The following is a 15,993-nucleotide window of genomic DNA, read 5'->3' as shown; positions in this document are numbered from 1 at the left end:
CGCCTCAAGGTCGACCAGCTCCGCGACCGACTCCGCCGACGCGGCATCACCGGCACCGCCGACATGCGCAAGGACGAGCTGGTCGACGCCCTGATCAAAGCCCTTCGGGAGGGCCGCAGGACCACCCGGTCACGCAACAGCTCCGGCACCGGTTCGCAGTCCGGTCGCGGCTCCCGTTCCCAGGGCGGCTCCCGTTCCGGTTCCGGCGAGCGGCCCGGCAACCAGACGCCGAACACCCCGAACGTCAACGAGAGCGAGATCGCCCGCCTCAAGGTCGACCAGCTCCGCGACCGACTCCGCCGACGCGGCATCACCGGCACCGCCGACATGCGCAAGGACGAGCTGGTCGACGCCCTGATCAAGGCCCTTCGCGAGGGCCGCAGGACCACCCGGTCACGCAACAGCTCCGGCACCGGTTCGCAGTCCGGTCGCGGCTCCCGTTCCCGGAGCGGCCCCGGCTCGGGAGGCGCCTCCGGCTCAGGTCGCGGTTCCGGTTCAGGTCGCGGTTCCGGTTCCGATTCCGGTCGCGGTTCCGGCTCCCGAGGCGTGGGCACCGACGGCTCGGGGGCGTCGGACTCACCCCGGGCGGCGGCGCTGGCAGACCTCGAACGGCGAGCGGCGGAACTGGCGGACGTGACGCCGCAGGCTCCGGAGGTGGAGGACGTGGAGCGGCGGGCGGCGGAACTGGAGGCGGCGATGGCCGACAGGACGGCGCTGCCGGTGCCCCCGGCGCCCGACACCCCCGCACTACCGGCCGCACCTGACGACGCGAAGGCCCGGCGGTCCGAACCGAACGACACGGGATCGCCCGGATCAGCACGGGTCCCGCGCAGCCGGGGAGCCACCGGGGACCAGTCCGTACGGACCCGGGACGAGCCGGTCGGGTCGGGCCCCGACGTGACGATGGAGACGGCCGACCGGGTGCTGGCCTCGATGGTCCCGGCGGAGATGGATCCGGTGGACGAGATCGTCACACCGGAGGGCACCGTCCTCACCGCCGGATCCGATTCGGCCGACACCGCGGTGGCGACCCCACCCCTGCCCGGCACCGCCGGACGGCACAGCACCCCCTCCCCCCGCTAGCCCGTTGATCAAGGGGTTTGCGTCAGCGAAAGCGCTCCTGCTGACGCAAACCCCTTGATCAACGGCTGCCGTCGGCGGGGCGGCGGCGGGGCGGTGCCACGGGCGGGGTCAGCGGCGGACCACGCGGCGGGGTTTTGCGGCCTTGACCTCGGCGTACCGCTTGAGGCTCTGCGAGCGGTGGTCCAGGCCGAGCGCGGTGAGCAGCAGGTAGCCCAGCAGCACGCCGGCGCCGGCGGCGGCCAGGTAGAGCCAGATCTGGGCGAAGAACGTACCCGCGCCACCGGCGAACGGGTTGTTGCCGACCAGCAGCGGCCCGACCAGCACGGTCAGCAGCAGCGCGGCGCCGACGGCGACGACCAGGTCACCGCTCCACTCGGCGACCGGCCGCTGCCGGCCCCACCGGAAGGCGACCGTGGCCAGGATCAGCCCGATCACCACGAACATCCCCAGCGACACCCGGTCGGCGGCACCGTCGTCACCGTCGAAGCCGAGCCGGATGATCAGCCGGGCGACCACGTTGACCGCGAACAGCGCGACCGCGAGAACCACGATCACGCGCCACCGCTCCCTCATCGCACGCCTCCCGCCGTACCGCCCGCCCCGCTGGCGGGCCTCCTGGCAGGAATATGTACCACCGCGACCTGTGTGTCGTCAGTACCGGTCACGGAACCGGCGGCGGGCGCAGGCGCGCCGGCGGGGGCGGGGCGGCGAGGACCTGCCGGAAGCCCACCACCGCGAAGGTCATCGCACCGGCCACGATCATCCCCAGATCGACCCAGGTCCCCGCGAGCAGCAGGTCGCCCTCATCGGTCCGCAGGCCGGCGATCGCGACGAGGAGGAACCAGGGCACGGCGGGCAGCGCCACCGCCCAGCGCCGGGACACCACCCGGTGCGCGAACCAGCCCAGCAGCAGGTTCACACCGACCGCCACCAGCACCGCGACACCGATCAACTGCCCGCCGACGCGCAGCGGCGCCAGCAGCAGTTCCAGGACCGCGCTCAGCAACCCGCCGAGCGCGGCCAACACGCCGCCGACCACCCGGAGGGCGAGGTCGAGCGACTCCCGCGACCGTCCGGGGTCGGGCGGCGCGCTCTCGTCCGGGACGACCGACATCGGCGCGGCGGGCAGGGTCACCGGGCGCCGGTCGCGCCGACCGGGGACCGGTCCGCGCCGTCGACGGCGGGCAGCCCGGCGAAGAGGTCCTCCTCCCAGCCGTACGGTCCGAAGCCGGGGCCCTTCTCCCCCACCGCGAGGGTGAAGTACTCCACCCCCATGAACTCGGCGCCGAAGTTGCCGGCGATCGAGTAGAGCCACGACGTGGCGGGGATCTGGGTGGCGTGCGCCCGCATCGCCGCCTCCTTGGCGGCGTGGTGCTCGGTGGCGTCGATCCGGGCCGCGATCTGCTCGTCGGGGGTGCCGAAGGGCAGCTCGTCGGCACTGGCGATGCCGTCGAACGGGTTGTCCGACGCCTCGGTGAAGTGGGTCAGACCGGCGTCCAGGACACTGCGCGGCATCGCCGTCCAGTAGACCTTCGCCGGCGCGCAGCCCTCGGCGCGGGCCAGTTCCACCGCCCGCATCGCCACCCGGTGGGCCTGGATGTGGTCCGGGTGCCCGTAGAAGCCGTTCCCGTCGTACGTGATCATGACCTGTGGGCGGACCTCGCGCATGACCTCCACCAGGTGGCCGGCGGCCTCGTCGAGGTCGGCCTGCCAGAAGGCCCGGGGGTGCTCGTTGGTGGCCAGGCCCATCATGCCGGAGTCCCGGTAGCGGCCGGCACCACCGAGGAAGCGGTGGTCGGTGACGCCGAGTTCGCGGCAGGCGTCGGCCAGCTCGCCGATCCGGTAGCCGCCGAGCTGGTCCGCCCCAGCGGCGGCGAGCTGCGCCAGCTCCGGCACGTGGATCTCGCCCTCCTCGCCGAGAGTGCAGGTCACGAGCGTGACGTGCGCACCGGTCGCGGCGTAGTGCGCCATCGTCGCGCCGGTGCCGATGGACTCGTCGTCGGGGTGCGCGTGGACCAGCAGAAGCCGGCGGGCGGGCAGCGTCGTCACGACCGTCACTCTATCCGGCGGTTCTCCGGCACCCGGCGCCGACGCGTCCGCGCAGGTCGCCCACATCACCCCGGCGGTCGCCCTACGATCTGAAGCTGTGGACTTTCCGGAGCTGGCCGCACGTACCCGTCGGTTCAGGCTCGGGGCACCGCGCGCCGTCACCGTGGCCGACGACGGTTCCCGGGTGGTCTTCCTGCGCTCGGCCGGTCCGGAGGACCCGGCCGACGCGCTCTGGCTCCTCGACGTCGCGTCCGGGGAGGAACGGCTCGTCGCCGACCCGGCGGTGCTGCTCGGCGCGGACGGCGACCCGGCCGCGCTGAGCCCCGGCGAGCGGGCGCTGCGGGAGCGACGGCGGCTGAGCACGTCGGGCATCGGCTCGTACGCCCTGGACGACGCCGGCCGGGTGGCGGTCTTCGCGCTCGCCGGCCGGGTGTTCCGCGCGGACCTGGTGCACGGCGACGTGGTCGAGGTGGCCGCCGTCGGTCCGGTGCTCGACCCGCGCCCCGATCCGACCGGGCAGCGGCTGGCGTACGTGACGGACGCCGCCGAGGGGGTCCGCCGGGGGCAGTTGCGGGTGGTCGAGGCCGACGGGACCGACACCCTGCTGGCCGGCGAGGACTCCGGGGTGACCTGGGGGTTGGCCGAACACGTCGCGGCCGAGGAGTTCGACCGCTTCCGGGGCTACTGGTGGGCGCCGGACGGGCGGTCGGTGCTGGCCGCGCGGGTGGACGAGTCCCGGCTGGGGCGCTGGCACCTGCACGACCCGGCCGACCCGGCGAGTGAGCCGGTCAGCGTCGCGTACCCGGTGGCCGGCGGACCGAACGCCGAGGTCAGCCTGCACCTGCTCGACCTCGACGACGGCTGGGTGGACGTGCACTGGGACCGCGAGACCTACCCGTACCTGACGGCCGTGCACTGGGCCGACGGCGGTCCGCTGATCACCGTGCTGCGCCGGTCCCAGCAGCACGGGCTGGTGCTGGCGGTGGACCCACGCACCGGCGAGACCCAGGTGCACGCGGAACTGGCCGACCCCCGCTGGGTGGAGCCGATCCCGGGCACCCCGGCCCACCTGCCTGACGGCCGGGTGCTGGTGGGTGGGGAGCTGGCCCACGACGGGTACGACGCGCGCTGCCTGTTCGCCGACGGGACCCTGCTCACCCCGCCGTCGCTGTACGTGCGGCGGGTGGTCGGGCGACTGCCGAACGGCCCCGGCCCGGCGGACCTGCTGGTGGAGGCGAGCGACGGGGAGCCGAGCGAGCAGCACCTGTTCCGCGTACGCACGAGCATCGGCGGGGGTGTGGATGCCCGCCGGATCACCACCGACGCCGCCTGGCACGTCGGTGCGGTCGGCGGGGACGTGCTGGTGGTGGGCACGGCCTCGCTGGACCACGCCGGCACCCGCTGGACCGTGACCCAGGGCGAGCGGGAGGTGGCGGTGCTGCGCTCGCTCGCCGCCACCCCGCCGTACGCCCCGCTGCCGCTGCTGGAGCGGGTGACCGACCGGCGGCTGCCGGCGGCGGTGCTCTACCCGGAGAACCACGTCACCGGCCGGCGGCTGCCGGTGCTGCTCGACGTGTACGGCGGCCCGGGGCACCAGGAGGTGATCGCCGCGCGCGCGGCCTGGCTGGAACGGCAGTGGTGGGCCGACGCGGGCTTCGCGGTGGTGGTCGTCGACAACCGCGGTACGCCCGGCGTGGCGCCCTCGTTCGAGAAGGCGATCCACCGGCGCGTGGCCGACGTGGTGCTGACCGACCAGGTGGAGGCGCTGACCACGCTCGCCGACAAGCAGCCGGACCTGGACCTGGACCGGGTGGCGGTGCGGGGCTGGTCGTTCGGCGGCTGGCTGGCCGGGCTGGCGGTGCTGCGGCACCCGGAGCTGTTCCGGTGCGGGATCGTTGGCGCGCCGGTGACGGACTGGGCCCTGTACGACACCGCGTACACCGAGCGGTACCTGGGGATGCCCGAGGACGGGATGGACGTGTACGCGCACCACTCGCTGGTGGAGATGGCCGCCGAGCCGGTGACGCGTCCCGACCAGGCACGGCCGTTGCTGCTGGTGCACGGGCTGGTCGACGACAACGTGGTGGCCGCGCACACGCTGCGGCTGTCGGCGGCACTGCTGGCCACCGGCCGCCCGCACGCGGTGCTCCCGCTGACCGGGGCGACGCACATGGCCGCCGGCGGCGTCGCCGAGAGCCTGCTGAGGCTGGAGCTCGACTTCCTCCGCCAGCACCTGGGATGAGGAAGGCCCCCGGCCGACGACGTTGTCGACCGGGGGCCCGCCTGCCGGGGTGCGGCTACTGCTTGACGTGCACGTTCACGAAGGACGGGTACCCGAAGATGCTGGAGATGAAGATCCCGCCCACCTTGGACCCGTGCAGGTAGTAGCCGTTCTCCACGAAGAGCGGCACCGCCGGGGCGAGCTCCTTCATGATCCGCTGGTCGAGCTTGGCCCACTCCTTGCCCTGCTCGGTCACCGGCAGCGCGAGGACCCGGTCGAACTCCTTGTTGATCTCGTCGCTGTTGACGTACGAGGTGTTGCTGTTGTTCTCGGCCTTGATGGTCCGGCCGTCGAAGAGCACCGGCAGGATGGCCGCGCCGCTGGGCCAGTCGGCGGCCCACTGGTCGGTGTACAGGTCGTACGGGTTGTTCTTCTTGCCGACCTCGTCGAGCTTGGCGTCGGTCGGGATCGTCTTGATCGTGATCTTGAAGCCGGCCTTCTCCAGGTTGCCCTTGAGCTGGGTGGCCAGTTCCGGCGAGTCGTCGCTGATGCCGAGCACCAGCTCCGGCGTCTTACCGGCGAGCAGTTCCTTGGCCTTCTGGACGTCGCCCGTCGGGCCGGCCGGGTAGGCGTCGTACTTCTCGTAGCCGATCGTTGACGGCGGCATGAGGGTGGTGACGGCCCGCGCGGACGCCTCACCGCCGTACGCCTTGACGAAGCCGTCCCGGTCGATCGCGTAGTTCAGCGCCTGGCGCACCGACAGGTCGGTGATCCGGGAGGTGTTGATGGTGAGCCGCCACAGGCTCGGCGTCGGGCCCTGCACCGAGCGCGGCTTGAGGGCGGCGTCACCGGTGACCTTGGCGACCAGGGCGGAGGGAACGCCGTTCCAGGCCAGCGCCGCCTGGTCGTCACCGTTGTCGGCGATGACCCGGTTGGCGCCCGCCTCGGCGTCCGGGCCGAAGTTCCAGACGATCCGGTCCGGGTACGCGTGCCGCACCGGGTCGGTGTTCGGGTCCCAGTGCTCGTTGCGCTCCATGACCACCTCGACACCCGCGGTGTTCTTGGTGATCTTGTAGGGACCGGACGAGAACGGCTGGTTGTCCAGGTTGACGCCGGTGTCCTTGTCCGCCTTGAGCGGAGCCGTGTACGGCAGGGAGGCGGCGAACGGCAGGTCGCAGTGCGGCTTGGCGAACTCGAACCGGAGCGTCTTGGCGTCCGGCGTGGTCAGGCCGGGCGGCAGCGCGGTCTTGTTCGCCTTGAAGTCCCACTTGGTGTCGTACTGCGGGGTGTCGGCGAGCCACTCCTGGAGGTACGTGGGGCCGCCGGTGAGGTCCGGGTCGAAGGACCGGGCGATGCCGTACGCGATCTCCTTGGAGGTGATCGGGCTGCCGTCCTCGAACTTCACCCCGTCCTTGATCTTGAACTCCCAGACCTTGCAGTCGGAGTTGACGTCGGTGCCGGGCGTCTCGGCGAGGTCACCGACCAGGGTGACCTTGCCCGAGCCGTCGTCCTTGAACGTGGTCAGGAAGCGGCTGTAGAGCGGGGCGTTCATGAGACCGGCGAACGAGTAGACCCGCTGCGGGTCCATGTGGGAGATCTTGGTCTCCCGGATCACCCGGAAGGTCCCGCCCTTGGCCGCGCCGGGCACCTCCGCCGCCGGGCCCATCGACTCCTTCGGGTCGGTGGCGATCGACCCGCTCTGCACGCGGTCGGCATCGGTCGTGCCACCGGTGCCCTTGTTCTCGCTGCACGCGCCCATGACCACGAGCAGTGCGAGTGCTCCGCCAGCGGCGGTTGCCCTCTTCAGGCGCATCTCGCGCCCTCCTTCCCGTCAGAAGTAGAAAACCTGCGATCTATGTAACAGAGACTGGAGGAATCCTCCATGCCCTGCCCGGACCCGATGCTCTATCGCAACCGGACGCGGGGGTCGATGACGGCGTACAGCAGGTCGACCACGATGTTCGCGACGACGATGAAGACCGCGGCCACCAGCACGGTCGCCATGATGGTCGGCAGGTCACCGGCGCGGACGGCGTCGATCGCCGTCCGGCCCAGCCCCTGGATCCCGAAGGTGGTCTCCGTGATCACCGTGCCGCCCAACGCTCCCCCGACGTCGAGGCCGGCGATGGTGACGACCGGCGTGATGGCGGCGCGCAGCGCGTGCCGCCCGTACACCGTCCGCTTGGGCAGGCCCTTGGCCCGCGCCGTCCGGACGAAGTCCTCCGACAGCGTCTCCAGCATCTGCGCCCGCGACAGCCGGGCGTAGATGGCCGAGAAGAGGAAGGCCAGCGACACCCAGGCCAGCACCAACCCGCTCGCCCACTTGACGGGATCGTCGAATATCGACGTGTAGCCCGGCACCGGCGTGATCCCCAGGTTGTACGTGAAGATCAGCAGCAGCACCGCACCGACGAAATAGAGCTGCAGTGACGCCCCGGTGAGGGCGAAGCCGATGGCGAACCTGTCCAGCCAGGTGCCGCGCCGCAACGCGGAGACCATGCCCAGGCCCACCCCGAGCAGCAGCCAGAGGATCGCCGCCGGGATCACGATGCTCAGCGTCACCGGCAGCACCCGCGTCAGGGTGTCGGTGACCGCCTCGCTGTTGACGTAGGAGTAGCCCAGGCACGGGGCCTCGCACCGGCCACCCTGAGAGCTGCCCAGGTCGCGGCCGGTCACGATGCCCTTCATGTAGTTGGCGTACTGGGTGATCAGCGGGTCGCGCAGGCCGAGTTCCTCGCGGACCCGCTCCAGCCGCTCGGCGTTGCAGTTCTTCGGGCACATGCCGCTGACCGGGTCGCGCGGAAGACCGAAGAACATGAGGAAACTGAGGACGCTCACCGCGAAGAGGGTGAGCACGGCGGTGAGCAGCCGCCGGACCAGGAATCGCGTCATCGCACACCCCTACCGGGAGGACTTCGGGTCGAGCGCGTCGCGCAGCGCGTCACCGAACAGGTTGAAGGCGAGCACCAGGAGGAAGATCGTCACGCCGGGGAAGAGGACGTACGCCGGGTCGGTCTGGAGGTACGGGATGCTCTGGAAGATCATCCGACCGAAGTCGGCGGTGGGTTCGAGGATGCCGATGCCCAGGAAGGACAGCGCGGCCTCGCCGGTGATGTACTGCGGCACCGCCAGCGAGAACGCGACCAGGACGGGTGCCCACAGGTTCGGCAGCAACTGGCGGAACATGATGTGCCCCAGCCCCGCGCCGCTGGCCCGGGCCGCCTCCACGAACTCCCGTTCCCGCAGCGAGATCACCTGACCCCGGACCAGTCGGGCGGTGCTGGTCCAGCTGAAGACCGCGAAGATCGCGATCAGCACCGTCACCTGGAACCACGCCGGCACCTCCTCCCGGGCGCCGTAGAAGCGCAGCGCCACGGTCGGCACCACGGCCAGCGCGAAGATCAGGAAGGGCAGGGCGAGCGCCACGTCGGTGATCCAACTGAGCACGGCGTCGACGGCCCCGCCCAGGTAACCGGCGAGGATGCCCGTGATCACGCCGATGGTCGTCGTGACCAGTGCGGCGGCGAACGCGATGGACAGCGACGTCCGCATGCCGTAGATCATGCGGATGAAGATGTCCCGGCCCAGTCGGGGCTCCAGCCCGAACCAGTGGTCCCCGGTGATGCCGCCCGCGTAGCCGAGCGGCATCCCGTTCCCGTCGAGCAACTGCTGGAACTGCTCGTTCGGGCCGACGCCGTACAGCCGTGAGATCAGCGGCGCGGCGAGGGCCATCGTCACGAGGACGACGAGCACGCATCCGCTGACCATCGCGGTCCGGTCGCGCCGCAACCGGGCCCAGGCCAGTTGCCCCGGTGACCGGCCCACGAACGTCTTCCGCTCGTCGGGACTCACCGCGGGCTCGGTCCCGATCTCCGCCCGGGTCTCGCCCTCCACCGGCGACAGGCTCATCTCGCCACCTCCTCGACGGCGTCCGTGCCGGTCGCGTCGGCACCGGCGGTGAGTGGTCCGGTTTCGGGGAAGTGGCAGGCGGTGGCCTGGTGTCCGCCGTCGCGGGGGGTCAGGGTGGGCTCGTCGGTGGCGCAGATGTCGCGGGCTTTCCAGCAGCGGGTGCGGAAGCGGCAGCCCGTGGGTGGGTCCAGGGGTGTGGGGACGTCGCCGGTGAGTCGGATCCGTCCGGCGGGGCCGAGGCGGGTGACGTCGGGGATCGCTGACAGCAGTGCCCGGGTGTAGGGGTGCTGCGGGCGGTGGTAGATGTCGTCGCGGTCGCCGATCTCCACGATCCGTCCCAGGTACATGACCGCCACCCGGTGGCAGAAGTGCCGGACCACGGCCAGGTCGTGGGCGATGAACACGAACGCCAGCCCGAGGTCGCGTTGCAGGTCGCGGAGCAGGTTGACCACCTGCGCCTGGATGGAGACGTCCAACGCCGAGACGGGTTCGTCGGCCACGATCAGCTTCGGACGCAGCGCCAGGGCGCGGGCGATCCCGATGCGTTGCCGTTGACCGCCGGAGAACTCGTGCGGATACCGGTTGTAGTGCTCCGGGTTCAACCCGACCAGCTCCAACAGTTCCTGCACCCGCTTGCGGACCCCGCCGGGTGGAGTGATCCCGTTGACCTGCAACGGCATCGCCACGATCCGCCCCACGGTGTGCCGCGGGTTCAACGACGCGTACGGGTCCTGGAAGATGATCTGCAGGTCCTGCCGCAACGGCCGCAACTCCCGCCGCCCCGCGCGCGTGATGTCCCGCCCGGCGAACTCGATACTGCCCGCCGTCGGCTCCAGCAACCGCACCAGCATCCGACCCGTGGTCGTCTTCCCACAACCGGACTCCCCCACCAGACCCAACGTCTGCCCGGCCCGCACCTCGAAGTCCACCCCGTCGACCGCCCGCACCAGACCGGCACGACCGAAACCCTCCCGCACCGGGAAATGCTTGCTCAACCCCCGCACCCGCAGCAGCGGCTCGCCGCTGGGCGGCGCCGGCGCGACAGCGCCCAGCGGCTCGCCGGTCTCGGCGCTCATCGGGCCACCCCCACCCGGGCGACGTCCTCGGCATACAGGCGGGTCCGCTCCTCGGCCGGCAGGTGACAGGCCACCAGATGCCCCGGCGCGCCCGCCGGACGCAACTGCGGAACCTCGGTGCGGGACCGGTCACCGTTACGGCCGGCGTAGCGGCACCGCGGATGAAACGCACACCCCGACGGCAGATCAATCAACGACGGGGGGTTACCCGCGATCGGCACCAGATCCGCGTCCGCGTCACCGTGCAACGACGGCACGCTGGACAACAGGCCCCACGTGTACGGATGCTGCGGCCGCCGCAACACCTGCTCCACACTCCCGGACTCGACCGCCCGCCCCCCGTACATCACCAACATGTCATCGGCGACCTGCGACACCACACCCAGATCGTGCGTGATCAAAATGATCGCCGACCCGAACTCCGCCTGCAGATCCGCCAACAAATCCAAAATCTGCGCCTGCACCGTCACATCCAACGCCGTGGTCGGCTCATCAGCGATCACCAGATCCGGATCATTCACCAACGCCATCGCGATCATCGCCCGCTGCCGCATCCCACCCGAAAACTCATGCGGATACTGATCAAAACGCCGGGCAGGCTGCGGAATCCCCACCCGACCCAACATGTCCACCGCACGCTGCCGCGCCTCACGACGACCCGCCCCCGGATGATGCACCCGATACGCCTCCGCGACCTGCCGCCCCACCGAGTAGTACGGATGCAACGCCGACAACGGATCCTGAAAAATCATCGCCACATCCCGACCCCGCAGCCGGCGCACCTCCTCCTCCGGCAGGCCGACCAGCTGGCGGCCTCCGACGGAGATCTCACCGGTGACGGTGGCGCGCTTCGGGTCGTGCAGGCCGAGGATGGCCAGCGAGGTCACGCTCTTGCCCGACCCGGACTCGCCGACGATGCCGAGGGTCCGTCCCCGCTCGACGGCGAACGACACCCCGTCGACCGCGCGGACCACGCCGTCCTCGGTGTCGAAGCGAACCCGTAGGTCGTCGACCCGGAGGTAGGGGCCGTCGCCGGAGCGCGGCTCCGGCACGGCGGGGCGGTCCGGACTACCGGACGGCGTCGACTCGGGGCTGCCCACGACCGCCTCCCTCCGTGAGATGTAGGGAACCTACAACAGAAACCAGAGGGTGAAAATAAGCTACATCCGCGGCGCTGTCAGCGGGCCACAGCGTAACGACTCGACAACGCCTCGGACACCCTCAAACACCGCCGACAGGGCGGACCGTGGGTGCGACGGTGGTGGCGACAGTCAGGAGAGGATTTCGGTTGGGCGAGGTGGAGGTGACCATGACCGCGGCGGTGTTCGACCACGAGGGTCCGTGGACCGAGGCGAGATCATCTCTCCCGGCAACGCCGCCACCGACAAGGTGCTGAAGATGCACTACTACGCCGCTGCGGGTATCGACTGGTGTCTCCTGGTCGATCAGGTGACCGGCGCGCTGCACCTGCACCGACGCCAGGGACGCACTATGTCGAGCACGCCTCGGCGAAGCGCGGTGAGACGTTGGAGTTGACGGAGCCGGTACGGGCATCGATCCGACCGGACGAGCTTCTCGCCTGACGGATGTCGGTGCGCTCGCCTAGGGTCGGGCGCATGAGCGAGCGCCAGCGAGCGAATCATCGACGCGGTCCGGCGGTGCCTCACGACGGCACGGAGCGAAGCGGAGTGCCGTCGTGAGCGGATTCGAAGCGGCGTCCGCCGCCGTCCAGGCCGCCCTCGACGCCGGAGCACGGTACGCCGACGCCCGGGTGATGCACCGCCGCTACGAGTCGATGTCCGCCCGCAACGGCGACATCGAGGAGCTGACCCAGGACGAGAGCATCGGGCTGGGCGTCCGCGCGCTGGTCGGGTCGAGTTGGGGCTTCCACGCCGTACCCGACCTGTCGGACGCCGCGGCCCGCGACGCCGGCCGGCGCGCCGCGCGCATCGCCGCCGCGAGCGCGCGGGTCCCCGGTCCCGCGATCGACCTGGTGCCGAGCGCGGCGGCCGTGGCGAGCTGGTCCTCCCCGTGCACGGTGGACCCGCTCACCGTCCCGCTGTCGACCAAGGGCGACCTGCTCGTCGAGGCGACGAAGACGATCGTCGAGCACGGAGCCGACCACGCCGAGGGGCTCTACCAGATCTGGGACACCGACAAGTGGTTCGTCTCCAGCGAGGGCCACCGGATCGACCAGCGCATCCGGGAGTGCGGGGGCGGCATCTCGGCGACCTCCATCGGCGACGGCGAGACACAACGCCGGTCCTACCCGAGCTACCGGGGCCAGTACGGCACCACCGGCTGGGAGCTGGTGGAGTCGCTCGACCTGACCGCGCACGCCGCGGAGATCGCCGACGAGTCCCGCGCGCTGCTGACCGCGCCGCTCTGTCCGGCTGGCGAGACGGACCTGATCCTCGGCGGCGAGCAGCTCGCACTGCAGATCCACGAGTCGGTCGGCCACGCCATCGAGCTGGACCGAATCCTCGGCTGGGAGGCCGCGTTCGCCGGCACCTCCTGGCTGGACCTGGCCCAGCTGGGCTCGCTGCGCTACGGCTCGGACCTGATGACGATCACCATCGACCCGACCATCCCGGGCGCGCTGGGCAGCTTCGGCTTCGACGACGAGGGCTCCCCGGCGGTGAAGCGTGACGCGGTCCGCGAGGGGCGCTGGGTGGGTGTCCTCGCCGGCCGCGACTCGGCCTCGGTGGCCGGTCTCGACTACGGCGGCAGTGTCCGCGCCGACGGGTGGGCCCGGCTGCCGATGGTGCGGATGACCAACGTCGGCCTGGAACCGGGCCCGCACACGCTGGAGGAGATCATCGCGGCCACCGACGACGGGGTGCTGATGGACCTCAACCGGTCCTGGTCCATCGATGACAAACGGCTCAACTTCCAGTTCGGCTGCGAGGTCGGGTGGGAGATCAAGAAGGGGAAGCGGGGACGGATGCTGCGCAACCCGACGTACACCGGCATCGGCCCGCTCTTCTGGCGCTCGATGGACATGCTCTCCGGCGAAACGGTCGCCTGGGGCACACCGAACTGCGGCAAGGGCCAACCCGGCCAGGTCGGGCACACCGGGCACCCGGCGGCCCCGGCGCGTTTCCGCAACGTCCGGGTGGGGGTGCGTGCATGACCGAGCTGGACCTCGCGGGGCAGGTGATGGAGCTGGTCCGTCGCCTCGGCGGCCCGGGCGCACAGGCGGAGGCCACGGTGCTGCGCAGCGACCTGGCCCTGACCCGTTTCGCCAACTCGTTCATCCACCAGAACGTCGCCGAGTCCGGCGTCTCGGTGCGGCTGCGGCTGCACGTCGACGGGCGCACGGCGGCCGGCGGCGGCAGCGTGGTCACCCCCGACGGGCTGCGGGCGCTGGTCGAGCGCACTCTCGCCGCCGCACGGCTCTGCCCGCCGGACCCGGCGTGGCCGGGGCTCACCCCGCCCGCGCCGACACCGTCCACCACGGCCTTCGACGAGGCCACCGCGTACGCGGACCCGGACGAGCGCGCCGAACGGGTCCGCGCCTTCGTCGCGGCGGCCGGCGGGCTGGAGAGCGCCGGCTACTGCCGCACCGCGTACCGGTCGGCGGCGTTCGCCAACTCGACCGGCCACTCCGCGTCGGACCGTACGGCCGAGGCGGCGATGGACGGGATCGCCCGCAGCGGCAGCGCGGACGGGGTGGCCCGGTTGTGCGCGGACCGGCTCGCCGACCTCGACGGCGCGGCCCTCGGGGCGCGCGCGTCCGCCAAGGCCCGCGCCGCCGCCGACCCGGTCGAGCTGCCACCCGGCCGGTACGAGGTGGTGCTGGAGTCAGCCGCCGTGGCCGACCTCCTCCAGAACCTCTCCTGGTACGGCTTCAACGGCAAGCGGTACGCCGAGCGCCAGTCCTTCGCGGAGCCGGGCGCGGCGCAGTTCGATCCGTCGGTGACCCTGGTGGACGACCCGCTCGGGGCCTCCGGGCTGCCCTTCGACGTCGAGGGCACCCCGCGCGAGGCGCTAACCCTGGTCGACGCGGGGACCACCCGGGGCGTGGCGCACGACCGGCGTACCGCCGCCGAGGTCGGCGCGACCTCCACCGGCCACGCCACGCCGGGTGCGGCCACCTCAGGGCCGATGCCCCGCAACCTGCGCCTGTCCACCGCCTCCGGCGCCGACGCCCGGGGCTCGACGGACGCGCCCGGTGCGGCCGGCACGCCGCCCGGGGCGGCCGGCCTCGCGGGCGCCGTCGCCGACGGGGACACCGCCGAACTGCTGGCGGGGGTGCGCCGTGGACTCCTGGTCAGCGACCTCTGGTACACGCGGGTCCTCGACCCGAAGACCCTGGTGGTCACCGGCCTGACGCGCAACGGGGTCTGGCTGGTCGAGGACGGGACGGTCACCCGGGCGGTCCGCGACCTGCGCTTCACCGAGTCGTACCCGCGGGCTCTCGGCCCGGGCGCGGTGCTGGGTCTCGGGCGGCACGCGGTCCGACAGCCGGACCGGTTCGACGGTGTCTGGTGGGAGGCGCCGTCGCTGCGGCTCTCGTCGTGGAACTTCACCGGGGGCGCCTCCGGCTGACCCGTCCGTCCGCGCGGGAGTCATCGGCGTCCAGTGAACTTCTTAACATCCGGACATCGATCATCGCCCGAGGGGTTTTCCCCGGCCCGGACACACGGGACACTCCCTTGCGCGGACGGCCCGCGGAGATCGGCGTAACGTGTGTCACTTAGCTGCGCCGTATCACCGGTGCGGTCGTTGGTGTGCGCATGACGTTGGCAAGCGGGTGCGGGTTCGCCGGTCCGGTTGCCTACCGGAACTTGATCCGCCGCCCGTGAGGGCCCCGTCAGGGAGACGACTCGAATGACATCAACGGCAACGAAGCCGGGAGGAGCGCGTCCGCGCGCCGCCATCACGGCGAGGACGTTGCGCACGGACCGCTGGTGGGTTCAGCCCCTCATCATCGCCGCGATCCTGCTCTTCTTCATCGTCTACTCGACGATCCGCATCTTCATGGCGAAGTGGTACTACGTCGAGGACTACCACTACCTGACGCCGCTCTACTCGCCCTGCATCTCCAACGAGTGCGTACCGGGCTCGGCGCACTTCGGCACCCCGCTCGGCGACTTCCCGTTCTTCGTTCCGCTCGGGATCATCGCCTTCCCGATCGTGGCTGGCTTCCGGGTGACCTGCTACTACTACCGCAAGGCCGGCTACCGGTCGCTGTGGGCGTCCCCGCCGGCCTGTGCGGTCAACGAGCCACACAAGTCGTACAGCGGTGAGACCCGGTTCCCCCTGTTCGTCATGAACTGGCACCGCTACTTCTTCTACCTGGCGGCGCTGATCCTGCTGGTGAACATCTACGACGCCGTCCTGGCGTTCCGCGGGCCGGACGGCGGTTTCGGCTTCGGCCTGGGCACGCTGATCATCCTGGTCAACATCGTGGCGCTCGCCGGCTACACGGCCTCCTGCCACGCCTGCCGACACGTCATGGGCGGCCGTCTCAAGCACTTCTCGAAGAACCCGCTGCGGTACCGCCTCTGGACCTTCGTGTCGAAGCTGAACGTCCGGCACGGCACGTTCGCCATGACGTCGCTGTTCACGGTGATCTTCACCGACTTCTACATCATGGCCGTCTCCGCCGGCTGGTTCAGCGACCTGCGCTTCATCAACTAGAGGGCCCCT

13 protein-coding genes and 1 pseudogene are annotated in these 15,993 nt (G+C 71.4%); 6 read left to right on the top strand and 8 right to left on the bottom strand.

Features of this window, described 5'->3' with window-relative positions:
- A pseudogene (locus tag ACIBR0_RS01530) lies at positions 1-1,083 on the top strand (hypothetical protein); the annotation flags it as partial.
- Positions 1,084-1,191: 108 nt separating this feature from the next.
- Here ACIBR0_RS01530 and ACIBR0_RS01525 read toward each other — a convergent pair.
- The 3 genes from ACIBR0_RS01525 to mshB form a co-directional block, all read right to left on the bottom strand.
- Complete coding sequence (locus ACIBR0_RS01525; RefSeq protein WP_396712086.1) at positions 1,192-1,656, bottom strand: hypothetical protein; 465 nt, start codon at positions 1,654-1,656, stop codon at positions 1,192-1,194.
- Positions 1,657-1,744: 88 nt separating this feature from the next.
- Complete coding sequence (locus tag ACIBR0_RS01520) at positions 1,745-2,197, bottom strand: hypothetical protein (RefSeq protein ID WP_396712437.1); 453 nt, start codon at positions 2,195-2,197, stop codon at positions 1,745-1,747.
- 17 nt (positions 2,198-2,214) lie between these two features.
- Positions 2,215-3,141, bottom strand: coding sequence for an N-acetyl-1-D-myo-inositol-2-amino-2-deoxy-alpha-D-glucopyranoside deacetylase (gene mshB, locus ACIBR0_RS01515; protein WP_396712084.1), 927 nt, complete (start codon positions 3,139-3,141; stop codon positions 2,215-2,217).
- 88 nt (positions 3,142-3,229) lie between these two features.
- On the opposite strand from mshB, the gene ACIBR0_RS01510 reads away from it, so the two are divergent.
- Positions 3,230-5,374: a prolyl oligopeptidase family serine peptidase gene (locus ACIBR0_RS01510; protein ID WP_396712082.1), complete on the top strand. Its 2,145-nt coding sequence runs from the start codon at positions 3,230-3,232 to the stop codon at positions 5,372-5,374.
- Positions 5,375-5,429: 55 nt separating this feature from the next.
- Here the strand turns inward: ACIBR0_RS01510 and ACIBR0_RS01505 are convergent, their stop codons facing one another.
- From ACIBR0_RS01505 to ACIBR0_RS01485, 5 genes are all read right to left on the bottom strand, one after another.
- Positions 5,430-7,166, bottom strand: a complete 1,737-nt coding sequence (locus tag ACIBR0_RS01505; protein ID WP_396712081.1) for an ABC transporter substrate-binding protein — start codon at positions 7,164-7,166, stop codon at positions 5,430-5,432.
- 92 nt (positions 7,167-7,258) lie between these two features.
- Positions 7,259-8,245 (bottom strand): ABC transporter permease, encoded by a 987-nt coding sequence (locus tag ACIBR0_RS01500; RefSeq protein ID WP_396712079.1) that lies wholly within the window; start codon positions 8,243-8,245, stop codon positions 7,259-7,261.
- 9 nt (positions 8,246-8,254) lie between these two features.
- Positions 8,255-9,262, bottom strand: coding sequence for an ABC transporter permease (locus tag ACIBR0_RS01495; RefSeq protein WP_357034578.1), 1,008 nt, complete (start codon positions 9,260-9,262; stop codon positions 8,255-8,257).
- Complete coding sequence (locus tag ACIBR0_RS01490) at positions 9,259-10,338, bottom strand: ABC transporter ATP-binding protein (protein ID WP_396712077.1); 1,080 nt, start codon at positions 10,336-10,338, stop codon at positions 9,259-9,261. The genes ACIBR0_RS01495 and ACIBR0_RS01490 overlap by 4 nt, the downstream gene beginning before the upstream one ends.
- Positions 10,335-11,390, bottom strand: a complete 1,056-nt coding sequence (locus ACIBR0_RS01485) for an ABC transporter ATP-binding protein (RefSeq protein ID WP_396712436.1) — start codon at positions 11,388-11,390, stop codon at positions 10,335-10,337. Before ACIBR0_RS01485 ends, ACIBR0_RS01490 begins: the two co-directional genes overlap by 4 nt.
- 289 nt (positions 11,391-11,679) lie before the next feature.
- On the opposite strand from ACIBR0_RS01485, the gene ACIBR0_RS01480 reads away from it, so the two are divergent.
- The 4 genes from ACIBR0_RS01480 (at position 11,680) to ACIBR0_RS01465 (ending at position 15,984) form a co-directional block, all read left to right on the top strand.
- Positions 11,680-11,874, top strand: a complete 195-nt coding sequence (locus ACIBR0_RS01480; protein WP_396712075.1) for a hypothetical protein — start codon at positions 11,680-11,682, stop codon at positions 11,872-11,874.
- 160 nt (positions 11,875-12,034) lie between these two features.
- Entirely contained in the window at positions 12,035-13,471 is a 1,437-nt protein-coding gene (locus ACIBR0_RS01475; protein ID WP_396712073.1) for a TldD/PmbA family protein, read from the top strand.
- The gene (locus tag ACIBR0_RS01470; RefSeq protein ID WP_396712071.1) at positions 13,468-14,889 is read left to right on the top strand and encodes a TldD/PmbA family protein; all 1,422 of its coding nucleotides are present in this window, start codon (positions 13,468-13,470) and stop codon (positions 14,887-14,889) included. Before ACIBR0_RS01475 ends, ACIBR0_RS01470 begins: the two co-directional genes overlap by 4 nt.
- Positions 14,890-15,171: 282 nt before the next feature.
- Positions 15,172-15,984 (top strand): hypothetical protein, encoded by an 813-nt coding sequence (locus ACIBR0_RS01465; protein ID WP_396712069.1) that lies wholly within the window; start codon positions 15,172-15,174, stop codon positions 15,982-15,984.
- The last annotated feature ends 9 nt before the right edge of the window (positions 15,985-15,993 follow it).

Origin of the sequence: Micromonospora sp. NPDC049497 (genome assembly GCF_044465805.1) — a bacterium.
GTDB lineage: Bacteria > Actinomycetota > Actinomycetes > Mycobacteriales > Micromonosporaceae > Micromonospora.
Note: the sequence above shows the minus strand (reverse complement) of the source record. Positions and strands in the feature narration are given on the sequence as shown.

Bases quoted from the DNA above. Each gene is read 5' to 3' on its own strand.
- ACIBR0_RS01500 (WP_396712079.1), bottom strand. From the start codon at position 8,245: ATGACGCGATTCCTGGTCCGGCGGCTGCTCACCGCCGTGCTCACCCTC.
- ACIBR0_RS01465 (WP_396712069.1), top strand. From the start codon at position 15,172: ATGACATCAACGGCAACGAAGCCGGGAGGAGCGCGTCCGCGCGCCGCC.
- ACIBR0_RS01505 (WP_396712081.1), bottom strand. From the start codon at position 7,166: ATGCGCCTGAAGAGGGCAACCGCCGCTGGCGGAGCACTCGCACTGCTC.
- ACIBR0_RS01525 (WP_396712086.1), bottom strand. From the start codon at position 1,656: ATGAGGGAGCGGTGGCGCGTGATCGTGGTTCTCGCGGTCGCGCTGTTC.
- ACIBR0_RS01470 (WP_396712071.1), top strand. From the start codon at position 13,468: ATGACCGAGCTGGACCTCGCGGGGCAGGTGATGGAGCTGGTCCGTCGC.
- ACIBR0_RS01495 (WP_357034578.1), bottom strand. From the start codon at position 9,262: ATGAGCCTGTCGCCGGTGGAGGGCGAGACCCGGGCGGAGATCGGGACC.
- ACIBR0_RS01490 (WP_396712077.1), bottom strand. From the start codon at position 10,338: ATGAGCGCCGAGACCGGCGAGCCGCTGGGCGCTGTCGCGCCGGCGCCG.
- ACIBR0_RS01520 (WP_396712437.1), bottom strand. From the start codon at position 2,197: ATGTCGGTCGTCCCGGACGAGAGCGCGCCGCCCGACCCCGGACGGTCG.